This window comes from Arthrobacter sp. KN11-1C, from assembly GCF_052180225.1.
Lineage (GTDB): Bacteria > Actinomycetota > Actinomycetes > Actinomycetales > Micrococcaceae > Arthrobacter.
Genome location: NZ_CP197467.1, coordinates 1,454,111 through 1,473,982, shown reverse-complemented (window position 1 = coordinate 1,473,982; position 19,872 = coordinate 1,454,111). Strand labels below are relative to the sequence as shown.

The window sequence follows — 19,872 nt, the reverse complement described above, 5'->3', positions numbered from 1 at the left end:
CTCCATATAACGCGCGGGCTTGTCCCTAGCGTCGAACGATTGACCTCAAGAGCCTCAATGCTACCGACAGAGAAGCCATGTCGTCGGCCTCCAACGCGTTGACCTCGTCGAACATGCTCTTCGCACGCCCCAACTGCTCGGCGTTGAGATCCTCCCAAGCCTCCAAACGGGCCTCGGCGTCGAGGCCTGCGTCGGTCGATTCGAGCACCGACATCGTCATGTCCGCCACCGTCGAATAGAGGTCGTCGCGCAGGGCTGCCCGGGCAAGCGCCTGCCAGCGGTCATCACGCGGGAGCGCCGTGATTCGCTCCAGCAATGAGTCCACGTGGAAGCGGTCGAACACCGTGTAGTACACGTGGCTGACCTCTTCGACACGGGCCTCGCGGCTTTGCGTGATCTTGGCGATGTCCAGGAGCACGAAACTCTCGAACAGCTCGGCCCAGCGATGGGCCAGCGTGTCGGGGAGGCCCCAAGAGCGTGCCCTTTCAAGCCAACCGGTAACCCGTTCCTTGTCGCTCCCGCGCAAGTAGTCGAGCACCCTGGCCCGCATTGGATCCATCATCGGCTTGAATTCCGCGACGATCTCCGAGATCGGCTTCGAAGCGTTGCCCTGGCTGAGCAACCAACGAACGGCACGGTCCAGAAGCCTCCGGATGTCGAGGTGAACGGTGCTCCAGTGTTCCGTGGGGAACGAGGCAGGCAGGGCATTGAGCTCGCGCACCATCGAGTCAAGTTCGTAGATCTCACGGAGGGCCACGAACGCCTTCGCGACGGCCACCTCGGTGGCCGAGGTTTCCTCCATGGTGCGGAACGCGAAGGTGATGCCACCCAGGTTGATCATGTCGTTGGCCACCACGGTTGCGATGATCTCGCGACGCAAGGGATGTGTGTCCAGTTCGGCGTCGAACCGTTCGCGGAGCTGCTCCGGGAAGTACGAGCGAATCGTCTTACGGAACCACGGATCATCCGCCAGATCGCTGTCGCGCAATGCCGAGCCCAGTTCGATCTTGGCGTACGCGGCGAGGACGGACAGTTCCGGGGACGTCAGGCCCTGGCCCTGCTCCAGCCGCTCACGAAGCGTGTCGGTGGTGGGCAGCGCTTCAAGATCCCGTTTGAGATCTGCGGACTTCTCGAGCCAGTCCATCAGGCGCTCGTAGCTCGGGCTCCATTCGGCGACGCGCGTGCGGTCGTTGAGCAACAGGATGTTCTGGTCGATGTTGTCTTCGAGCACAAGCCGCCCCACCTCGTCGGTCATGTCGGCGAGGAAGGATGTGCGCTCGGATGCGTCCAGCTTCCCTGCGGCAACCATCCGGTCCACGAAGATCTTGATGTTGACCTCATGGTCGGAGCAATCCACGCCGGCCGAGTTGTCGATCGCGTCGGTGTTGAGGATGACGCCTTGCAGTGCGGCCTCGATGCGTCCGCGCTGCGTCATTCCGAGATTGCCACCTTCGCCGACAACCTTCACGCGAAGCTCGCGGCCGTTGACGCGGATGACGTCGTTTGCCTTGTCCCCCACCTCGGCGTGGGACTCGGTGCTGGCCTTGATGTACGTTCCGATCCCGCCGTTGTACAGGAGATCGGCCGGGGCGAGGAGTATCGCACGCAGAAGTTCCGGAGGACTCAGCTGAACCGTTCCATCCGGCAGGCCGAGGGCCCTGCGGACCTCTGGCGAGATCGGGATGACCTTGGCCTGGCGGGGGTAGACCCCGCCACCAGCGCTGATGAGCGAGCGGTCGTAGTCGTCCCAGGACGAGCGGGGCAGCTCGAAGAGGCGTTGGCGTTCATCGAAGGACGAAGCAGCATTCGGCGTCGGATCCAGGAAGATGTGGCGGTGGTCGAAAGCGGCCAGCAGGCGGATGTGCTTGGAGAGCAGCATTCCGTTGCCGAAGACGTCGCCGGACATATCGCCGACACCGACCACGGTGAATTCCTCGGTCTGCGTGTCAAGGTCGAGCTCGCTGAAGTGGCGCTTGACCGACTCCCAAGCGCCACGGGCCGTGATGGCCATGGCCTTGTGGTCGTATCCGACCGATCCACCGGAGGCGAATGCGTCCCCGAGCCAGAATCCATACTCGGCGGCCAGTCCGTTCGCGGTGTCCGAGAAGGTAGCCGTGCCCTTGTCAGCTGCAACCACCAGGTACGAATCGTCGTCATCCTGACGTACAACGTCCGACGGCGGCACAATCTTCTCGCCGTCGGCCGTAGTCACGAGGTTGTCGGTGAGGTCGAGCAGGCCGCGGATGAAGGTCTTGTAGCTTTCGATACCCTCGGCCATCCAGGCGGCGCGGTCAAGTGCGGGATCCGGAAGTTGCTTCGCGAAGAACCCGCCCTTCGCACCGGTCGGCACAATCACGGCGTTCTTGACGGTCTGCGCCTTGACCAGCCCGAGGATCTCGGTCCGGAAGTCTTCACGGCGGTCCGACCACCTCAAACCGCCACGGGCCACCTTGCCGAAGCGCAGGTGCACACCTTCAACGCGCGGCGAGTACACCCAGATCTCGTACTTTGGCCGCGGGAACGGCAAGCCGTCGATCGTGGTCGGATCGAGCTTGAAGCTGACGTAGGACTTGCCTTGGAAGTAGTTCGTGCGCAACGTCGACTCGATGAGGTTGACAAACGTCCGCAGGACCCGGTCGGCGTCGAGCGTGGCCACCTGGTCGATTGCGTCGGCCAGTGTTGCTCGGGCGCTCTCCTGGCGGGCCGGACGGGCGGCGTCAGGCGAAGAAGGATCGAAGCGGGCCCCAAAGAGGTCAATCAGGCCGCGGGCCACCTCAGGGTTCGCAAGGAGCGTATCGGCGATGAACTCGAATGAGTTGGTGTTCCCCATCTGGCGCATGTACTTCGCATAGGCGCGGAGCATGACGACCTGACGCCAGTGGATGCCTTCCCGGAGCACGAGCCGGTCGAAACTGTCGGATTCCACCGACCCGGTCACCGCGGCACTGAAGGAGTCCGCCAGGAGCTGGCCGGTTGCCACGGGATCGACACCGGCGGGGTACTTCAGGCCAAGGTCATAGAGGAAGAAGTCGCGGTGGTCCGCAGTCTCGATCTCGAACGGCCGCTCATCGAGAACCTCAAGGCCAAGATTGTGGAAGTAGGGCAGGATCTGGCTCAGGCTCTTGGGTTCCAGGAGGTAGAGCTTGACGCGGGCATCCTCTTCGAGGAGTTCGCCGGCACCGTTGGGCAGGTAGACGTGCACTCCGGGGATCGCCTGGACAGCGACGGCGTCGCGATCGGTTGTGGCGGCGTACTTCTCGAAACGCTCAATGTCCTTGAGGGCGTCCTCGACTTCGTAGTCGACACGGTAGCCGGCCGGGAACGCATCCCCCCATTGGGCGGAAAGCCGCTCGGCATCCAAGCCACTGGTGTTCTCGCGGAGCACCTCTGCGATTCCCTCGGCCCACGACCGTGAAGCCCGGACAAGCCGCTCTTCGAGTTCACCGGCGTCGACGTCGCGGAGCTCAGCTTCGCGGGGCAGCCGGATACGGAAGAACACCCTCGAGAGTGCGGACTCCGTGATTCGGGCCTCGTAGTCGATGCTCTCGGCTTCGAAAGTCTCGCGAAGTTCCTGCTCAATTCGTTGCCGGACGTTGGTGGTGTAGCGGTCACGGGGCAGGTAGACCAGTGCCGACATGAACCGTCCGTAGATGTCCGGGCGCAGGAAGAGCTTCGTGCGGCGGCGCTCCTGCAGACGCTGGATGCCCAAGGCCGTTGCGGCCAGGTCCTCGGTCTCGATCTGGAAAAGCTCGTCGCGGGGGTAGGTCTCGAGAATACCGACGAGGTCCTTGCCGGAATGCGAGTCCTGCGGGAACCCGGCAGAGCGGAGCACGGCGTCGACCTTTTCCCGAACGATGGGGATGTTCCTTACGGAACCGGTGTAGGCGCTCGTGGCGAAGAGGCCGATGAAGCGGCGCTCACCGTTGACGTTGCCTGCAACGTCGAAGCTCTTGACGCCGATGTAGTCCAGGTACGCGGGGCGGTGCACGGTGGACCGCGAGTTGGCTTTGGTGATGACCAAGGCACGCTTCTCGCGAGCCTTCCTGCGTCCGGCGTCGGTGAGGTGCTGGATCTGGTGGGGATGGTCCCCCGCCCTCAAAAGTCCCAAGCCGCTCTCTTCGCGCAACTCAAGGACGTCCTCACCGCTCTCGGTGATGAGGTCGTATTCCCGGTAACCAAGGAAGGTGAAGTTTCCGTTGTCCAACCACCGCAGAAGATCCTGCGCCTGCCTGAGCTCCGCGATGTCTTCCGGGTGGGCTACCTTGTCCAGGGATGATGCCAGCTCGAGTGCCTTCGTGCGCATTTTGGGCCAGTCTTCGACGGCGGCGCGGACGTCTTTCAGGACGCGGTGGATCCCGTCCACGAGTTCCGTTTGGAAGTCGTCGGCCACCCTGTCGACCTCGACCGCGATCCACGACTCCATGTGGGAGACGTTGTCACCTTGCGAGATCAGGTGGGCGATATTGGGCATCGCCGCGGTGTCGCCGCTTGAGATGCCGATGTTCGACGGCACCCGGGCGATGTCCGACAGATCGCCCGTGACGTGATCACGCGAAACCACGAAGAGCGGGTGCATGACCAGCCGGATAGCGCAGTTCTGGCGGACGAGTTCGGCGTTCACGGAGTCCACCAGGAACGGCATGTCATCAGTGACGATGTACAGAATGCTGCGATCACCCTCGTTGGCAATCTTGACGTTTGCGGTGCCCGGCTTACGGCTCTGTCCCGCTTCCCGGTGGGCCGCCGCCCTGGAGGTCAATTGCTCGGCAGCGTATCCGCGGGCGTCCTCCTCTGCGAGATGCTCGTAGTAGTCTCCGAAGAACCCTTCCCGGACTACTGCAGGTTTAGAACGATCCTCCACGCTGGATCCTGACGACATCGACAAACGCCTCCATCACATCTCGATTGCTGCGTCCTTGCAGCCCACATGGCGAGCCTAACGCTTTAGACTTCGCCTTGCTCTGGAATAAATGACAGAGGATTTACGATTTTGCTGGACAGGTGCACAGACCATTTTTGCAATTGCGAGCCGCAAGGCAGATTCGGGCGCAGCTTCAAAGAGCACGGCGCCGGATAGCAGGGCGGAGTCGCACGCTCCAGGATCGGCCGGAAGGAATACCTCGATGCTGTGGCCCGGGCCGTAGCGCTCCCATGCTTCGCGGAGCTCCCGTTCGGGCGATCGGCCCGCGGATGCTGCCCGCACCTTGTTCAAGACCACTCTGGGAGCCGCCTGAGGGACTGCCCGTTCAAGTTCCGCGAGGCCACGCACGAGTCGCGGAACCCCGATGGCATCGGCCGCGCCCACGGCGTAAACGGTGTCCGCCAGTTCGATGCTTCGCAGGGTTGCTGCGTTGCGTCGGGGGGCCATCGTGTCGAAGCTGAGTTCCTCGTCGGCTTCAAGGCAGAAACCTGCATCGACCACCACGATGTCCGCGATCTCCTTGGCGAGTTCAAGCACCGAGGAGAGCGCGGCGGCCCGGAGCTCTGTCCACCGATCCGAGCGCGTAATGCCCGTGAGAACCCGGAAGCTGGTCCCTTTGGCGAAGACAGGCGCGGCGATCCGCTTCAGGGATTCGGCATCCAACAATCCTTGATCCGCCAGCCGACAAGCCTGCGCCAGTCCGGCAGATTCGTCGAGCAAGCCCAGCGACGCCGCGACACTTGCCCCGTAGCTGTCAGCATCGAGAAGGATCACCGACTTGCCTTCAGCCGCCAGCTCCGCGGCGATATTGACAGCCACAAGAGTCCTGCCCGGCGCCCCGGTTGGCCCCCAGACCGCGACGATCCGCCCGGCACCAGCCGGCGCGTGTTCCGGCTCTTCCGGAACATGAGCGGGACGGAGTTCTGCAGCGGTGTCCGCATAGCCGGAGTCCGGCGGTTCCGCGCGTCGCCTTCCTTGTCCGGGCAGCTGGCCTACGGCATCGGAGATCTTGGAAGCCAACGTTGCCGAGTCCACCTCCAACGACGCCGTCACGACGCCGATGCTGCGCAGGCGGCTAGCCTCCCCCGGGTCGTCGCTGAGGGCGACGATGGAGACTCCGACGGCCGCGAGCCGGTCGACCAGCGATGCCGTCAGCTCCCCCGCACCTTCGGCTATGACCGCTGCGCGCGCCAGGCCGCTTTGGCAAGCAGCCAGAAGTTCCGCGAGTTCGCCGCACCGGCGCACCACAGTCACCGGCCCGTGGAGCCGCTCGAGTCCCCCGACCAAGTCTTCCCGGGACTGCCCGACTGTGACAACGGGGATGCTCATTTGCCGGCACCGCCCGGGTTCCACACGACAGCAATCTTCGCTTTGTTCGCCTGCGCCCCAAGGAGTTTCGGCATGTGCTCATCGTTCACGAGGACCAGAACCACTTTCTCCTTGGACGCTCCAAGGGTGGATGCACCTTCCGTGACCTGGGCGATCTCCGCGCCGGGCAACAGCAATTGTGGCGTGCCGAAGCCGTTGCGCGCATCGGGGAGGGCAACCCAGACGTCAACGCGGGATCCTGCCACCGCCTGGGGAGGCAGTGATTCCTGGATCGCGATCGCCACCGGCTTGCGGTCAAGGGAGTCTGCGGCCCCCAGGCTTTCCTGCGGGACGAGTTGGTTCTTGGCAATTCTTTGGACGGCGACTCTTCCCTCAGGCAGGCCGTCCGCCAGGGTAACGTAACCGGACTCAACGTCGTCGAGCCGGACGTTGACGATCGCAAGATCGTCCTTGCTGACTCTTTGGCCCACTGCAATCGGCTCCCGCGCTGCATACACCTGTATGGTGCGGTCCGCTGTTCCAACGAGTGCGATGACTCCAGCCAGCGATGCCAAGACCAGGAGAATCCCCACCAAAAGTCGCGGATCCCTCCATGACGGTTTCCTGAGCCGCGCTCCAGCAGCCGCCGTAGTTACACCCATCTTGCTCCCCCATTTGCGTAGTTTGTCGGCGTCGACCTCCACTGGCCTTTATTCTGACCGCATTTTGATCGCTTCCGAAAGCCAAATGGCTCAAATTACGTCAACTGTGGATAACCCCGGCAAGTGGGTCGAACAGTGGCAAAATGGATGCATGCCCCGATTCCTCACTCTGGCTGATGTCGCCGAACAGCTTCAGATCAACTCTCCGCAGGCCTACGCCTTGGTGCGCAGCGGAGAACTCAAGGCCATCCAAGTGGGTGGCAGGGGCCAGTGGCGCGTCGAAGAGAAGATGCTGGAGCAGTACATCGAGGAACGCTATGCCGAGGCCAGCAGGATCATCCAAGAGGCCAAGTCCAAGTCGTCCTGATCTCCGTCCAGCCCCCAGGGTCGCGGCGGCGGGAAGTCCCGCGGGGCTATGAGTCCTGGCCCCGCAATGAACGCAGCGCGGCGAGTGACTGGAACGGAACCGTCGCCACTGACACGACATTGCCGGCCCGGCGGACTTCGCCCGGCAACATCACGGCGAGGTCAAAGTGGTCCTTGCCCACGCGATCAATGACGCCCCGCATAGTCCGCTCCTCCCGCGCCGACTCAAGCAGATGAACAGCTAGTTCCGCCCTGTCGCGGGCCAGTATTCGGAGTGCGCTGGCCAGGCCCAGCCGCTGCGACACCTTCGCCTGTCCCGCCAGTACGTGCCGGCCCAGGCCCTGATATGTCAGGGCGCCCGTTACAGGCACCAACCATTGGTGGCGTCCTTCGTCCAGGACCAACGTTTCCCGTCCGACATGGCTAAGCGTCCCGGACACCTGCGTCCCGGACCGGAGCTTCACCTCAATCTTTAGGCCGATGGCTCCCCGCAGCCTGTCGAACACCTCGATGCCGGCGATCTCCACCCGCGCCCGCTCTGAAATTTCGGATTCAAGTCCCAGTAATCGCTCGGAGGCCAGTTGCGCCTCCATGTCTTCAAACAGAGCATCCCAACGCATTGCGTCAGCGTAAGCGGGCACTCCCCTCCGGTCAATCCTTCTTCACAGTGAAGCAAACTCCTAGACAAACATCACTTATTGTGGTCAAAATAAATCAATCGCCATCAAAATGCATCAAATGACATCAAACGGGTAAGGGGAACCCATGGAACAGAGCAAAAGACTCCTTCGGAACGACGTTGCGATGGCAGTGACCATCCTGGTGCTCTCTCTTTTGCTCGCTGTCGCGGGCTTGATCTTGATAGACCGATGGCACTCCGCGGCGGAACGACTCCAGGCACCCATGTTCGACGACTTCCTGGGATTCATCGCAATTGCCGCCGGACTGGGAATCGGGGGTTGGTGGATCGCGACATTCCTTCTGGCAATGGCCGCCGCGCTCCTCCGGCAATCAGGCAAGGATCGTTGCGCCGGCGTCGCCGCCAAACTCAGTCCGGCCTTCATGCGCAGACTGGCCGTTGCGATTCTGGGCCTGAATCTCTCGGGGATTCCGTTGGCGAGTGCGTCACCCACGGCTCAGCTCGAACCGGAGTGGAGCCCGACACACGACTCCGCGACGTCCAGCAGCATCCCTGCCCAATGGATGCCTGCCCAATCGACTCCCGCCCGCGGCCTCTCTGCCCATCTCTCAGCCGTTCCCTTGAGTGAGTCCGGATCATCCGAGATCGACCCCCATTGGCAGCCACGGCCACCCGTCGCCGACCCGGGCCTTCTGGGAACCAGGCCACAGCGGGCAGCCGAACAGCATGCCTCACCGGATCGAGGCGAAGTGGTGGTGAAGCGGGGAGATTCGTTGTGGTCGATTGCCGCCCGGCAGCTCGGCCCCATGGCCAGCGACGTCGACATTGCCCTCCACTGGCCGAAATGGCACGCCGCGAACCGGAACGTCATCGGAGGCGACCCGGGTCTCCTTATCCCGGGCCAGATCCTGCAACCGCCACCCAGGTAGCCGGCCAGCCGAACCACCGCCATCCGCCACAGACCAGCGATTCGCAACCGAGGAAGCCCATGAGTGCATCACCAGCCATCTACACCGAGCCGCATGCAGACCGACTGGCAGTTTCGCCACCCGTCGCCTCCGGTTCGACAGTGGTTTCGCCTCGTGCAAAGGCCGGGGTGGGCGGGCCTTCCGATCAGGGGCCATCATCTACCAGCAAAGCGGCTCGGATCCTTAGCCTCGACGGGGAAATCCGGGCACTGGCCCGCACCATCGCCCAAGCGGCGGTCGAAGTCCTTGCCGGTACCCGGCCGGTGCAACAGCTCTCACGGACCCTGGATCCGGGCTGCCTCGCCGCATTGCAGCACCGGGCCGCACTGACGAGGGCCCATGCCGCCAGTGCCCAGGGCGGGCAATCCAGGCTTCACCGAAGTCCGATGGTCCGCTCCGTGCACCTCTGCGCGGTGACGGACGGAGTGTATGAGGCCAGCTTGGTCGTCTCGGAAGAACTCCGCTCCCGCGCCGTAGCCATGAGGCTTGAAGGGAACAACGGCGCGTGGAAGGTCACCGCCCTCGAAATCGGCTGACAGCGGGGTTCAAAGCAGCAAACGGAGAGGGACCAGAACTCGTGTTCTGGTCCCTCTCCGTTTTCGCTGCGGTATTAGCGGCGCTTCCTCTTGTTGGATCCACGCTGCTTGTCGTCGGCGGCGGCTTTGGCCGGGTTGCCGGAGCGTCCCGAGGTCCGCCCCTCAACGCGGGTCTGGCTCGCGCCGTCTTCACCAGGTGCCGTGTATTGCAGCTGGACAGGCTTCTCCGGAGCTTCGAGGCCGGCCGCGCGGATCTGCGGATCGTGATGTTCGACGTGACCGCCTTCGGGGCTGCCGTCCACCACCACCACGTCTTCGGCGGGCGTTACTTCCACTTCCAGGTTGTAGAGGAAACCGACGCTCTCCTCGCGGATGGCCTCCATCATGCTCTGGAACATCGTGAATCCCTCACGCTGGTACTCGACCAGCGGATCCCTTTGGGCCATGGCGCGCAGGCCGATGCCCTCTTTGAGATAGTCCATCTCATAGAGGTGTTCCTGCCACTTGCGTCCAAGGACCGAGAGGACAACCCTGCGCTCGAGCTCGCGCATGTTCTCGGCGCCGATGGCTTCTTCCCGTTCCTTGTAAACGAGCTGCGCGTCCGAAAGGATCTCGTTTTTCAGGAATTCAACGGAGACGCGGGCCTTGCCGCCGGCTTCGTCAATGATCTCCTGGGCCGTCACGGTTACCGGGTACAGCGTCTTGAGGTTGGTCCAGAGTTGGTGGAAGTCCCAATCATCGCCGGTTCCCTCCGCCGTGGCGGCATCGATCAGGGCGTTGATGGTGTCCTCCAGGAAGAACTGGACCTTCTCGTGCAGGTCGTCGCCCTCCAGGATCCGCCGGCGGTCGCCGTAAATGGCTTCGCGCTGGCGGTTCAGGACGTCGTCGTACTTGAGGACGTTCTTGCGCTGCTCGGCGTTGCGCCCTTCAACCTGGCCCTGGGCCGAGGCAATTGCGCGGGACACGAGCTTGGATTCGAGGGCAACGTCGTCCGGCACCGAGCTGTTCATCAGCCGCTCGGCTGCACCCGAGTTGAAGAGCCTCATGAGGTCATCGGTCAGCGAGAGGTAGAAGCGGGACTCCCCCGGGTCACCCTGGCGCCCGGAGCGGCCACGGAGCTGGTTGTCGATTCGACGGGATTCGTGGCGTTCCGTGCCCAGGACATACAGGCCGCCAAGCTCAAGCACTTCCTCATGCTCGTCCTTGACTGCCTGCTTGGCCGCTTCGAGTGCTTCCGGCCACGCGGCCTCGTACTCCTCGGAGTTTTCTTCAGGATCCAGGCCGCGCTTTGCCAGTTCGGCGATGGCCGTGAACTCGGCGTTACCGCCCAACATGATATCAGTACCACGGCCGGCCATATTGGTAGCGACGGTGACGGCGCCCTTGCGTCCCGCTTGCGCGACAATCGCGGCCTCCCGCGCGTGGTTCTTCGCGTTCAGGACCTCGTGCCGGATGCCGTCCTTGGCCAACAGTTTGGCAAGGTATTCGCTTTTCTCAACGCTCGTGGTGCCGACGAGCACGGGTTGGCCCTTTTCGTGCCGTTCCGCGATGTCCTTTACCACAGCTTCGAACTTCACGATTTCGTTCTTGTACACGAGGTCCGACTGGTCGATGCGCTGCATGTCCCGGTTGGTGGGAATGGGCACTACGCCAAGCTTGTAGGTGCTCATGAACTCCGCGGCTTCGGTTTCGGCCGTGCCGGTCATGCCCGAGAGCTTGGAGTACATGCGGAAGTAGTTCTGCAGGGTCACCGTGGCGAGAGTCTGGTTCTCGGCCTTGATCTCGACGTTTTCCTTGGCTTCGATCGCCTGGTGCATGCCTTCGTTGTAACGCCTTCCGGCAAGGATGCGGCCGGTGTGTTCGTCGACAATGAGGACTTCGCCGTCCAGGATGACGTAGTCCTTGTCCCGCTTGAAGAGCTCTTTGGCCTTGATGGCATTGTTCAAGAACCCGATGAGCGGGGTGTTGGCGGATTCGTAGAGGTTCTGGATGCCGAGGTAGTCCTCGACCTTCTCGATGCCGGCTTCGAGAACACCGACAGTGCGCTTCTTTTCGTCGACCTCGTAGTCGGTTTCAGCCTGGAGACGCTGCACGACCTTGGCGAATTCGCTGTACCAGCGGTTGGTGTCGCCCTGGGCCGGACCGGAAATAATGAGCGGGGTACGGGCCTCGTCGATGAGAATGGAGTCCACTTCGTCGACAATCGCGAAGTGGTGGCCGCGCTGCACGAGCTCGGACTTGTCCCACGCCATGTTGTCGCGCAAGTAGTCGAAGCCGAATTCGTTGTTCGTGCCGTAGGTGATGTCCGCCGCGTACATCTGGCGGCGCACTTCGGGATCCTGGTTGGACAGGATGCAACCGCTGCTGAGGCCAAGGAAGCGGTAGACGCGGCCCATGAGTTCGGACTGGTATTCGGCGAGGTAGTCGTTGACTGTGACGACGTGAACGCCTTTGCCGGTCAGCGCGTTGAGGAAGGCCGGAGCCGTGGCCACGAGGGTCTTTCCTTCACCGGTCTTCATTTCGGCGATATTGCCGAGGTGAAGAGCGGCCCCGCCCATGAGCTGGACATCGAAGTGGCGCATCCCCAAGGTGCGGGAGGAAGCTTCACGCACGGCCGCGAAAGCCTCCGGCAAGAGATCGTCCAGCTGCTCGCCGTCCTCGTGACGGGCGCGCAGCCTGTCCGTCTCCTCGCGCAATTCGGCGTCTGAGAAGGTCTTGAAAGAGTCTTCGAGGGCGTTGATGGAATCGGCATAGGTCCGCAGTTGCCTCAGGGTTTTTTTGTCACCCGTGCGGAGAAGTTTTTCGATAAGTGATGCCACGTAAAGTTGCTCCCAGTCTCAAGCTGCCGAATTCTGGCGGTTTCAGTCTACGGGAGAGACCAGCACCACGCGGCCCCGTTTCCCTGAGAGCGGAGCGCGGGCGCAGGACAGGCCGCTGCCGGCCCCTCCGGATCTCAGCCGCGGGCCAGTTCCGAGGCGAGCGCCGGCGAGAGATCGCCCATCGGTGACACGACGACGTCGTCCAGCCCCAGCCACTCGGCCATCAGCCGCAGCTCGGCGGAAAGCTCGACGGCGGTGTCCGCCGGGGCGTCCGGCTCGGCATGGGCGGCACGCACCAGAAGCTGCTTCGCCGCGCGGTCCGCCTTGAGATCCACGCGTGCGACGACGGCGTCCCGGAGGAGGAAAGGCAGCACGTAGTAACCGAACTTTCGCTTCTCCGCAGGTGTGTAGATCTCGATCCGGTAATGGAAACCGAACAGTTCCTCGAGCCTTCTGCGCTCAAAGACGAGGGAATCAAACGGGCTGAGCAGTGCGCGGCCCGTGGCCGCCCGCGGAAGCCTGGCGTCCACATGCCGGTACAAGGCCCGGTCCCAGCCACGCACGGTGACCGGCTCCAGACGCCCGGCGGCAACGAGCCTGTCGATCGATGCCGCAGCCGCCTTCACCGGAGTCCGGAAATAATCGGCGAAGCAACGGATTGTTCCGATGCCGTGGGCCTGGGCCGCGGCATCGATCAGCCGGTCCATGGCCGCTACCGACAGAGCGGAGTCCCCGTCCGGGAGCGATCCCGCGCGGGCGGTGACTGCAGGCAGTCCCGGAGGCAGAACCCTCGAGGTCAGCGTGTATCGGCGCTCGAACTGCTCCGTCCTCGACGCAGCCGTCACGAGTCCTTCTTCAAACAAGTGCTCCAAGACCCTTTTGACGAGGTTCCAGTTCCAACCCCAGTTATCGTGCTGCCGATCTTCCTGGTGCCCCAGGTGCGCGGTCAATTGGGCGGCAGTCATGGGACGCCCTGAGGCGAGCGCGCCGAGAATCCGGTCGGCCATGTCCTCCCGGATTCCGCGTTCCAGGTGGGCAGCGCCCACCCAGGCACGGTTTTGCCAAAGAAGCAGATCTTGAAAGTGTTCCGGGCGGATGAAGCTGGCCTCATGCGCCCAATACTCCATCATGCGCCGGGGACTTCGCCCGGCCATGGCGTGAAGGATGCTTCGGTCGTAATTGCCAAGCCTTGAGAAGAACGGAAGGTAGTGACTGCGGGAGAGGACATTGACGGAGTCGATCTGCACCACCTGGAGGCGGGCAAAGGTGCGGCCCACCGCCCGTGAAGTCACGGGGCCGGTGGGCCGTTCCTTGTCCAGTCCTTGGGCTGCCAATGCAATCCGCCGTGCCTGCAACAGGCTCAGCGAAGCGGCCATGCCAGTCCTTTCATGGGAATACGAATGCGGCCTAGGCCGTGGCGGCCTGGTCCTTCGAACGGTAAGCGTGGATCTTTTCCTCCACGGGTTCGTCTCCTGGTTCGCATGTGGAGTCCAGAGTGATTACTCCATATGTCCAGCCACGGCGACGGTAGACAACCGACGGCGTGTTGGTTTCCTTGTCCACGAACAGGTAGAAATTGTGGCCCACCAATTCCATGTTGTCCACCGCGTCATCAAGGGTGAGCGAAGCGGCGGGGAAAACCTTGCGACGAATCAGGACCGGGGAATCACCGGCCGGAATGTCGTTGTCGACGTCGTAGGGCGAACTCTCCACCGGTGGCGTCGTTGGCTCCTGGTGGTTGCTGGCCTCTACATAGATGGGTTCGCTTGCGCTGGCAGGCTCAAGCGTCGCAGTAGCCTCACGAACGGCTTTGGGGGTGTGGCGGCCGTGGTGGACCTTCTTGCGGTCCTTGGCCCTGCGGAGTCTTTCCAGCAGCTTGCTGTAGGCGAGATCAAAGGCGGCAAACTTGTCAGCGGCGCTCGCTTCGGCCCGGATCACAGGGCCCCGGCCCAGAACTGTCACTTCCACCGTGAGCTGGCCCGGTGTCTGGCGCGGGTTGGTTTCCTTTGAAACCTTCGCGTCGACCCTCTGGACCTTGTCCCCAAGCGATTCAATCTTTGAAATCTTCTCGCCGGCATACTCGCGGAAGCGATCCGAAACGGTCAGATTACGGCCGCTGATCATGAACTCCATGGTGCCCTCCAAACAACTCAGGTGACACGATAAGGGCGCTTCTCGGGGCTGATCTGACGGACAGTCGAGCCCCTTTCCGAGCCGCTATCGACAGGTACATCTGTTCTTGGTACCCATAACCGACGTTAGTTCATCGCCACGGGTAATTCATCCTTTCGTCACTTATTTTTTGTTTGAGTCGGTTCGCGCAGGGTGTCGGCTCCGCCTGTAGGAAGGTCGCTTCCGGCCGGTGGCCGGGTGGCTGCAAGGACCACAGCGCCACACACCACCCCTCCAGCCGCTGACACTGCCCGGGCGGCTTCGGCGAGGGTGGCACCGGTGGTGAGGACGTCGTCGACGATGACGCAAGCCCGGCCCTCCAGGGAACCTTTTTGGAGCGGCCGAACCGTCATGGAGCCGCGGACACGACGCGCACGCTCTCCGCGGCCCAAACCCTTTTGCCCGTTTCCCGGTCCGGGCGCCTTCTTCAACGCATCCGCCAGATGCATGCCCGGCAAGGCGTCCAGGCGCCGCAGGCGGCCGAGCAGGAGATGGACCGGGCTGAATCCGCGACGCCGGAAGGCCGCATTGCTGCTGGGGACAGGGACAAGGCAGATGCCTAACCCGTCTCCCACGGCAGACCGGATGGCCTTGCCCAGTGCGGGCGCGAGCACCGAGGCAAGCCGTCCCTGGCCCAGATGCTTGAAGGAGAGGAGAGCCTGGGCCAATTCATCCCGATAGTGTCCGCCCGCGACAACGGGCAGGAGCACGGTTCCATCCACTGTGAGCAAGGCCGGGGCTTGGCCTTCAGCGCGGAATGGACGGGAGCACAGAAGACGCAACTGCCGTGCACAGGCGCCGCAGAGCGCCGAATCCTCGGAACCGCAGCACACACATTCCACCGGGGCCAGAACGGCCAGCAACTCGGCGAAGGCGTCCCCGACGCCCTGAGCGAACCTCGCCAATCGGGCATGATGGACTCCCCGATGACGCGCGCCGTCACCCGAAACGGCGGCAAGGTCGGGGTCGCGCTCCCGGCGCCGGCTGTCAGTTCCCATGCCCCAAGCATCCGGCTCATCGCCGACGGCAAACACTCCCCAAGCGGGCTATGTGGAGAACCGCGAGTCGAAAGACGGCGTCTAGCCCGGGAAGGAGGGGTCTATCGGGCCTTTGAGTTGCAGTTCCCAGCCGTTGCCCACTCGTTGGAACACGCCGGCCCCGGACTGTCCGAAAATCTGCTCAGGTCCGTTGCCCGCGCTGATGGTCGTCAGGTTCGGCCATGCAGGCAACAGCTGCGGCTGGCCCGACGTCAAGGACAACAGTTCGGGAACCACGTTGTCGGTTGACGAGGCTTTCATCACCGCGACCGTCGTGGAATTGACCCAGACCCCTTGATCAACAGGGGTGGAGGAGAACAAGGTTGTGGGTGCCGTCAGATCCTTGGGGGTGCCGTCGGGATTGCGGAGAATACCGGTCACCTGCACCGACGACTTGCCGTTCATCTCGGAGATGACGAGTGCGCGGGTCCCTTCGCGGGATATCCGGAAGTCCCTCACCACGCGCCCTGCCAGCCATGGCGGCGTCATCGTCACCGTGGGGACGGGCTGGCCTTGCGGAACGTTGGACGGTTTGAACGCCACCACCTCAGTGGCACCGTTGCCCCCGGGACCTGCCGTCCAGACCCAGTCCTGCGGGCTGAATGAGGGATGGCTCAGGGTGGTCCTGGTTGTCAATTGCCGGGCGGGTTGGCCCGGAATCATCGAATAGAGAACCGTGCCGGCCCCGTTGAGGAAGGCCACGGCCTGTGATGTCGGAGACTCGGCGGGAGCGCTCGGGTTCAGTCCGGCCACCGGCTGCATGTCCGGAAGGGCGGAGACCCTGTTGTTCTCGTAACGCACCAGTTCGTTGTTGCTGATGGCGATTTGGCGCGCGGGAGCGTTCTTTTCCAGCACCGGCGGCAGGACCGAGCCGTTGTCCTCCACCCGGACAAGGTCCTGGTCTGCCCGCAGCTGGACGTTCACCACGTCAGGCTGGCTGCGGAACGTCAGGGTCAATTGGTTTTGCATGCGCTGCCGGTCCTCGGCGGAGGCATCCACAAGTTCCTTCGCGGAAAGGTCCACTTGCGCTGCTCCCGAGACCACAGGCACCGACTCCCTCGCCAGCTTCATGCCGGAAGGAAAAGCACTGACGACCGCACCTTGGAGGTAGGGCGCAGGACCGTCGAGCAAGGCGCTGGTCATCGCCTTGACGGTGTTCTTCTTGATGAACCACCGGACGTCCGGAACCGCATACGCAAACGTCGGGTCGTAGAAATAGATGGGTTGCGCCGCATAGATGACTTTGAAGGTCTCTTCGGGGATCGCGGTGCCGTCCGGGACCGCGGAGATCCGCCACTCGCCGTCGACCTGTTCCAGGGTCACCGGAATTGTTTCGGTGGTTCCTTCCGGGAACTGGGTCGCAACGCCGTCGGCGTCGACCGAGTAGGCGAGGTCCAGCTGGTACTTGAACTCGTTCTCCACCCCGGTCTTGACGACGGTCGCCTTGCGGAAAACGAGCGTGCGCTTGTCGGATTTCCAGCTGACGGACAGCGCCTGCGTGAGGTATTGCCTGGCCACCGCGTAGTCGCCTTCGTAACCGCTGCCAGCACCGTAGAAGTCTTCAATGATGGACTCCGGGGTGGCTCCGGGGTGCGGCGGCGGCGGGAAGAACACGGGGGCGTTCGGGTTGCCCGCGCTTTCGTCCTTGCTTTTTCCCACCGGCCCGGACCGCGGAATCTGCGCGCAGGAACTGAGGACCACCATGAGGACAGCCAGTACGGCAATCACGGCCCTGAGCAGGTACGGGCGCCCGGACAGGCGGGTGCGTCGGAAAGTCACGGTGCGGTCCCCCCTTGGTCATTGTCGGCGTCGTTGTCGGGCGCCGCAGGCAGTTCGGGCGGCACTGACGGATCGTCCGCCGGGCCGGTATCCACAGCGGAACCCCGCTCAGGGGGCGGATCGCCGGCTTCCAAAACGAGCATGTGGCGCTCCGGAGCTGCGCCCGGCAAATGGATGTCCGCGGGTTCAAGCTGCAAAGGCGATTTCACGATGGTGCCACCCTTTTTGAGAGGCAGCGTCAGCCGGAAGTTGGAACCGGAACCCTCGCGACCCCAGACCTGCAACCAACCATTGTGGAGCTTGGTGTCCTCCGCGGCGATGGATAGTCCCAGTCCGCTGCCGCCTGTGGTCCGGGCGCGGGCGGGATCCGCGCGCCAGAAACGGTCGAAGACCCGCGCGGCTTCTGCCGGGGTCATCCCGATGCCGAAGTCACGCACAGAAACTGCCACGGCATCGTGGTTGGCGGCAACGGAAACGTGGACAGGCTTCCCCTCGCCGTGTTCGACGGCGTTGAGTAGCAGGTTCCGCAGGATGCGGTCGATCCTGCGCGCGTCCATCTCCACGATGATGCGCTTGTGGCGCGAGGTAAGGCGCACGTCGGAGCCGTACTCAGCGGCGACGGGCGATGCGCCGTCGATGACGTGGGAGACGACCTGGAAGATGTCGGTTGGCTCGGCGTCGAGTACCGCGGCTCCGGCATCGAAGCGCGAAATCTCCAGGAGGTCCGAGAGCAGGGACTGGAAACGCTCCACCTGGTTGTAGAGCAGTTCCGCGGAGCGCTTGTTGATGGGGTCGAAGTCGTCCCGGGCATCGAACAACACTTCCGCCGCCATCCGGACGGTGGTGAGCGGTGTCCGCAGTTCATGGGACACATCGGAGACGAACCGCTGCTGCATCTGGGACAACGTGGCCAACTGCGTAATCTGTTCCTGCAGGCTCGCGGCCATGTGGTTGAAGGAGGCGCCCAGCCTGGCGACTTCGTCTTCGCCTTTGACCACCATTCGCTCCTGCAACTGGCCTGCGGCCAGCTTCTCGGACACGACGGCGGCGTGGCTCACGGGACTGACGACGTTCCTGGTCACGTACCAGGCAATGCCGCCGATCATCAGGATGAGCGCGGCCCCGCCGGCCCACAGCACGTTCTGGATTTCGTCGAGGGTTTGCTGGGCGGTATCCAGGTCATACAGGAGATAGAGCTCGTAGACCGTGCCGTTGAAGGTGACCTTGTTGCCGACGGCGATGCCGGGGTGGTCCTGGTTGCCGACGGGGAACTCAGTGGATGCCCAGTACTGGTCCTTGCCCGATTCCTGCACGGACTTGCGAAGTGCGGGAGGAATGACGCGCACCGTCAATTGATCCGAGGCCCGCGATTCCACCCACCGGTTGCGCGGCTTGGTTTGTTCGGGCATCGCTTCGAAGACGTAACGCCGCTGAATGACCGAGCCGTTGCCCTCCACTGCTTTGAGCGTGTCGTAGACGAGGGTGATGACGCTTGACTGGTCGTTGGCCTGTGAACCGTCGAAGGTGTCCTGGACTTGCTTGACGTAGTAGCGGCTCTCGGATTCCGCTTGCTTCAAACGCTCCTGGAACAGGTTGTTCGCGATTTGGTTTGAGAGGTACGCGCCGACTACCGCAAAAGACACCATCGACAGCACGATCGTCACCGCGACGGTCCTGAATTCGAGGGAACGGCGCCAACGGCGCAGCAGGGCGCGCCACAAGTACCGGATTCCCGGCCGGATGTGGCGAAGTCCGGTCACCACGAGGCGGGAGACACGCAGTGCCAGGATGAGGGCGCGGCGCGTCCATATGCGGGCGCGCTCGAGGATCCAGGCGAGATTCAATGCGCGCGCGTCCGTGTGTTCCGGCACAGGATGTCCTGGAACGGGATGTTTGACCTTGGCCTCCGGGGCCTCGTGGTCAGTGCCGGGCTCGCCGGTGGAAGACTCAGACGCCTGCTTTATATCCGACACCACGAACCGTCAATACAACTTCGGGAGCTTCCGGGTCACGCTCGATCTTGGACCGGAGGCGCTGGACATGGACATTGACCAGCCGGGTGTCGGCGGCATGGCGGTAGCCCCATACCTGCTCAAGGAGCAGTTCGCGGGTGAAGACCTGCCAGGGCTTGCGCGCCAGCGCGACCAACAGATCGAATTCCAGCGGCGTCAGCGAAATCCGCTCTCCGCCGCGGGTCACCAAGTGGCCCGCCACGTCGATGGTGACGTCGGCGATCCGCAGTGTCTCGGGCGCCTTCTGGTCTCCCGGGCGCAGCCGGGCGCGGACCCGGGCGACGAGCTCGGCCGGCTTGAAAGGCTTGGGCACGTAGTCGTCAGCACCCGATTCAAGGCCGCGGACGACGTCGGAGGTATCCGATTTGGCGGTGAGCATGACGATGGGAACGTCCGACTCCCCGCGGATCTGGCGGCACACTTCGATGCCATCCGATCCCGGCAGCATCAGGTCAAGCAGTACCAGATCTGGCTTTGAGGAACGGAAGACCTCCAGCGCTTGCCCGCCGTCCGCGCAAAAAACCGGGTCGAAGCCGTCGTTCCGCAGCACGATGCCGATCATTTCGGCCAGCGCTTCGTCGTCGTCTACTACCAGGATGCGTGCCTTCATAGTTATATATTCCCTTATCACCAAGCCTTTGTCCCGTTGAGC

General features: G+C 63.3%; 14 protein-coding genes. 3 read left to right on the top strand and 11 right to left on the bottom strand.

Translation table 11 applies throughout. The features are described 5' to 3' along the window. Positions 1-25: 25 nt before the first annotated feature. The 3 genes from ACSBOX_RS06900 to ACSBOX_RS06890 are packed head-to-tail and all read right to left on the bottom strand — an operon-like array spanning position 26 to position 6,891. The gene (locus ACSBOX_RS06900) at positions 26-4,879 is read right to left on the bottom strand and encodes an NAD-glutamate dehydrogenase (RefSeq protein ID WP_442545379.1); all 4,854 of its coding nucleotides are present in this window, start codon (positions 4,877-4,879) and stop codon (positions 26-28) included. A 57-nt stretch (positions 4,880-4,936) separates the two neighbouring features. Then, positions 4,937-6,250 (bottom strand): AAA family ATPase, encoded by a 1,314-nt coding sequence (locus ACSBOX_RS06895; protein ID WP_442545378.1) that lies wholly within the window; start codon positions 6,248-6,250, stop codon positions 4,937-4,939. Then, positions 6,247-6,891: an SAF domain-containing protein gene (locus ACSBOX_RS06890; protein WP_442545976.1), complete on the bottom strand. Its 645-nt coding sequence runs from the start codon at positions 6,889-6,891 to the stop codon at positions 6,247-6,249. The genes ACSBOX_RS06895 and ACSBOX_RS06890 overlap by 4 nt, the downstream gene beginning before the upstream one ends. Positions 6,892-7,042: 151 nt before the next feature. Between ACSBOX_RS06890 and ACSBOX_RS06885 the strand changes: the two genes are divergently transcribed. Further along, complete coding sequence (locus ACSBOX_RS06885) at positions 7,043-7,258, top strand: helix-turn-helix domain-containing protein (protein WP_059387549.1); 216 nt, start codon at positions 7,043-7,045, stop codon at positions 7,256-7,258. 46 nt (positions 7,259-7,304) lie between these two features. Here ACSBOX_RS06885 and ACSBOX_RS06880 read toward each other — a convergent pair whose 3' ends face one another. Then, positions 7,305-7,877 carry a hypothetical protein gene (locus ACSBOX_RS06880; RefSeq protein ID WP_442545377.1) on the bottom strand — a complete coding sequence of 191 codons (573 nt, stop codon included), beginning with the start codon at positions 7,875-7,877 and terminating at the stop codon, positions 7,305-7,307. Between the two features lie 145 nt (positions 7,878-8,022). Here ACSBOX_RS06880 and ACSBOX_RS06875 point away from each other — a divergent pair, with 145 nt between their 5' ends. Then, on the top strand, positions 8,023-8,826 hold the full coding sequence (locus tag ACSBOX_RS06875; protein ID WP_442545376.1) for a LysM peptidoglycan-binding domain-containing protein: 804 nt from the start codon (positions 8,023-8,025) through the stop codon (positions 8,824-8,826). 59 nt (positions 8,827-8,885) lie between these two features. Next, positions 8,886-9,401: an Rv3235 family protein gene (locus ACSBOX_RS06870; RefSeq protein WP_442545375.1), complete on the top strand. Its 516-nt coding sequence runs from the start codon at positions 8,886-8,888 to the stop codon at positions 9,399-9,401. Between the two features lie 74 nt (positions 9,402-9,475). Here ACSBOX_RS06870 and secA read toward each other — a convergent pair whose 3' ends face one another. From secA to mtrA, 7 genes are all read right to left on the bottom strand, one after another. After that, complete coding sequence (gene secA / locus ACSBOX_RS06865) at positions 9,476-12,220, bottom strand: preprotein translocase subunit SecA (RefSeq protein ID WP_078108387.1); 2,745 nt, start codon at positions 12,218-12,220, stop codon at positions 9,476-9,478. Positions 12,221-12,354: 134 nt separating this feature from the next. Next, on the bottom strand, positions 12,355-13,596 hold the full coding sequence (locus ACSBOX_RS06860; protein ID WP_442545374.1) for a winged helix-turn-helix domain-containing protein: 1,242 nt from the start codon (positions 13,594-13,596) through the stop codon (positions 12,355-12,357). 31 nt (positions 13,597-13,627) lie between these two features. Continuing rightward, entirely contained in the window at positions 13,628-14,353 is a 726-nt protein-coding gene (gene hpf / locus ACSBOX_RS06855; protein ID WP_078108385.1) for a ribosome hibernation-promoting factor, HPF/YfiA family, read from the bottom strand. A gap of 158 nt (positions 14,354-14,511) precedes the next feature. Then, positions 14,512-15,390 carry a ComF family protein gene (locus tag ACSBOX_RS06850; RefSeq protein WP_442545373.1) on the bottom strand — a complete coding sequence of 293 codons (879 nt, stop codon included), beginning with the start codon at positions 15,388-15,390 and terminating at the stop codon, positions 14,512-14,514. A gap of 81 nt (positions 15,391-15,471) precedes the next feature. Next, entirely contained in the window at positions 15,472-17,133 is a 1,662-nt protein-coding gene (locus ACSBOX_RS06845; protein WP_442545975.1) for an LpqB family beta-propeller domain-containing protein, read from the bottom strand. Positions 17,134-17,204: 71 nt separating this feature from the next. Next, the gene (gene mtrB / locus ACSBOX_RS06840) at positions 17,205-19,184 is read right to left on the bottom strand and encodes an MtrAB system histidine kinase MtrB (RefSeq protein ID WP_442545372.1); all 1,980 of its coding nucleotides are present in this window, start codon (positions 19,182-19,184) and stop codon (positions 17,205-17,207) included. Then, positions 19,156-19,830: an MtrAB system response regulator MtrA gene (gene mtrA, locus ACSBOX_RS06835; protein WP_442545371.1), complete on the bottom strand. Its 675-nt coding sequence runs from the start codon at positions 19,828-19,830 to the stop codon at positions 19,156-19,158. Before mtrA ends, mtrB begins: the two co-directional genes overlap by 29 nt. Positions 19,831-19,872: the final 42 nt, after the last annotated feature.

Excerpts from the sequence above, each read along its gene's own strand:
- hpf (WP_078108385.1), bottom strand. The coding sequence starts at position 14,353 with ATGGAGTTCATGATCAGCGGCCGTAATCTGACCGTTTCGGATCGCTTC.
- mtrA (WP_442545371.1), bottom strand. The coding sequence starts at position 19,830 with ATGAAGGCACGCATCCTGGTAGTAGACGACGACGAAGCGCTGGCCGAA.
- ACSBOX_RS06870 (WP_442545375.1), top strand. The coding sequence starts at position 8,886 with ATGAGTGCATCACCAGCCATCTACACCGAGCCGCATGCAGACCGACTG.
- ACSBOX_RS06900 (WP_442545379.1), bottom strand. The coding sequence starts at position 4,879 with ATGTCGTCAGGATCCAGCGTGGAGGATCGTTCTAAACCTGCAGTAGTC.
- ACSBOX_RS06895 (WP_442545378.1), bottom strand. The coding sequence starts at position 6,250 with ATGAGCATCCCCGTTGTCACAGTCGGGCAGTCCCGGGAAGACTTGGTC.
- ACSBOX_RS06850 (WP_442545373.1), bottom strand. The coding sequence starts at position 15,390 with ATGGGAACTGACAGCCGGCGCCGGGAGCGCGACCCCGACCTTGCCGCC.
- ACSBOX_RS06890 (WP_442545976.1), bottom strand. The coding sequence starts at position 6,891 with ATGGGTGTAACTACGGCGGCTGCTGGAGCGCGGCTCAGGAAACCGTCA.
- ACSBOX_RS06880 (WP_442545377.1), bottom strand. The coding sequence starts at position 7,877 with ATGCGTTGGGATGCTCTGTTTGAAGACATGGAGGCGCAACTGGCCTCC.
- ACSBOX_RS06875 (WP_442545376.1), top strand. The coding sequence starts at position 8,023 with ATGGAACAGAGCAAAAGACTCCTTCGGAACGACGTTGCGATGGCAGTG.
- ACSBOX_RS06860 (WP_442545374.1), bottom strand. The coding sequence starts at position 13,596 with ATGGCCGCTTCGCTGAGCCTGTTGCAGGCACGGCGGATTGCATTGGCA.
- ACSBOX_RS06845 (WP_442545975.1), bottom strand. The coding sequence starts at position 17,133 with ATGGTGGTCCTCAGTTCCTGCGCGCAGATTCCGCGGTCCGGGCCGGTG.
- ACSBOX_RS06885 (WP_059387549.1), top strand. The coding sequence starts at position 7,043 with ATGCCCCGATTCCTCACTCTGGCTGATGTCGCCGAACAGCTTCAGATC.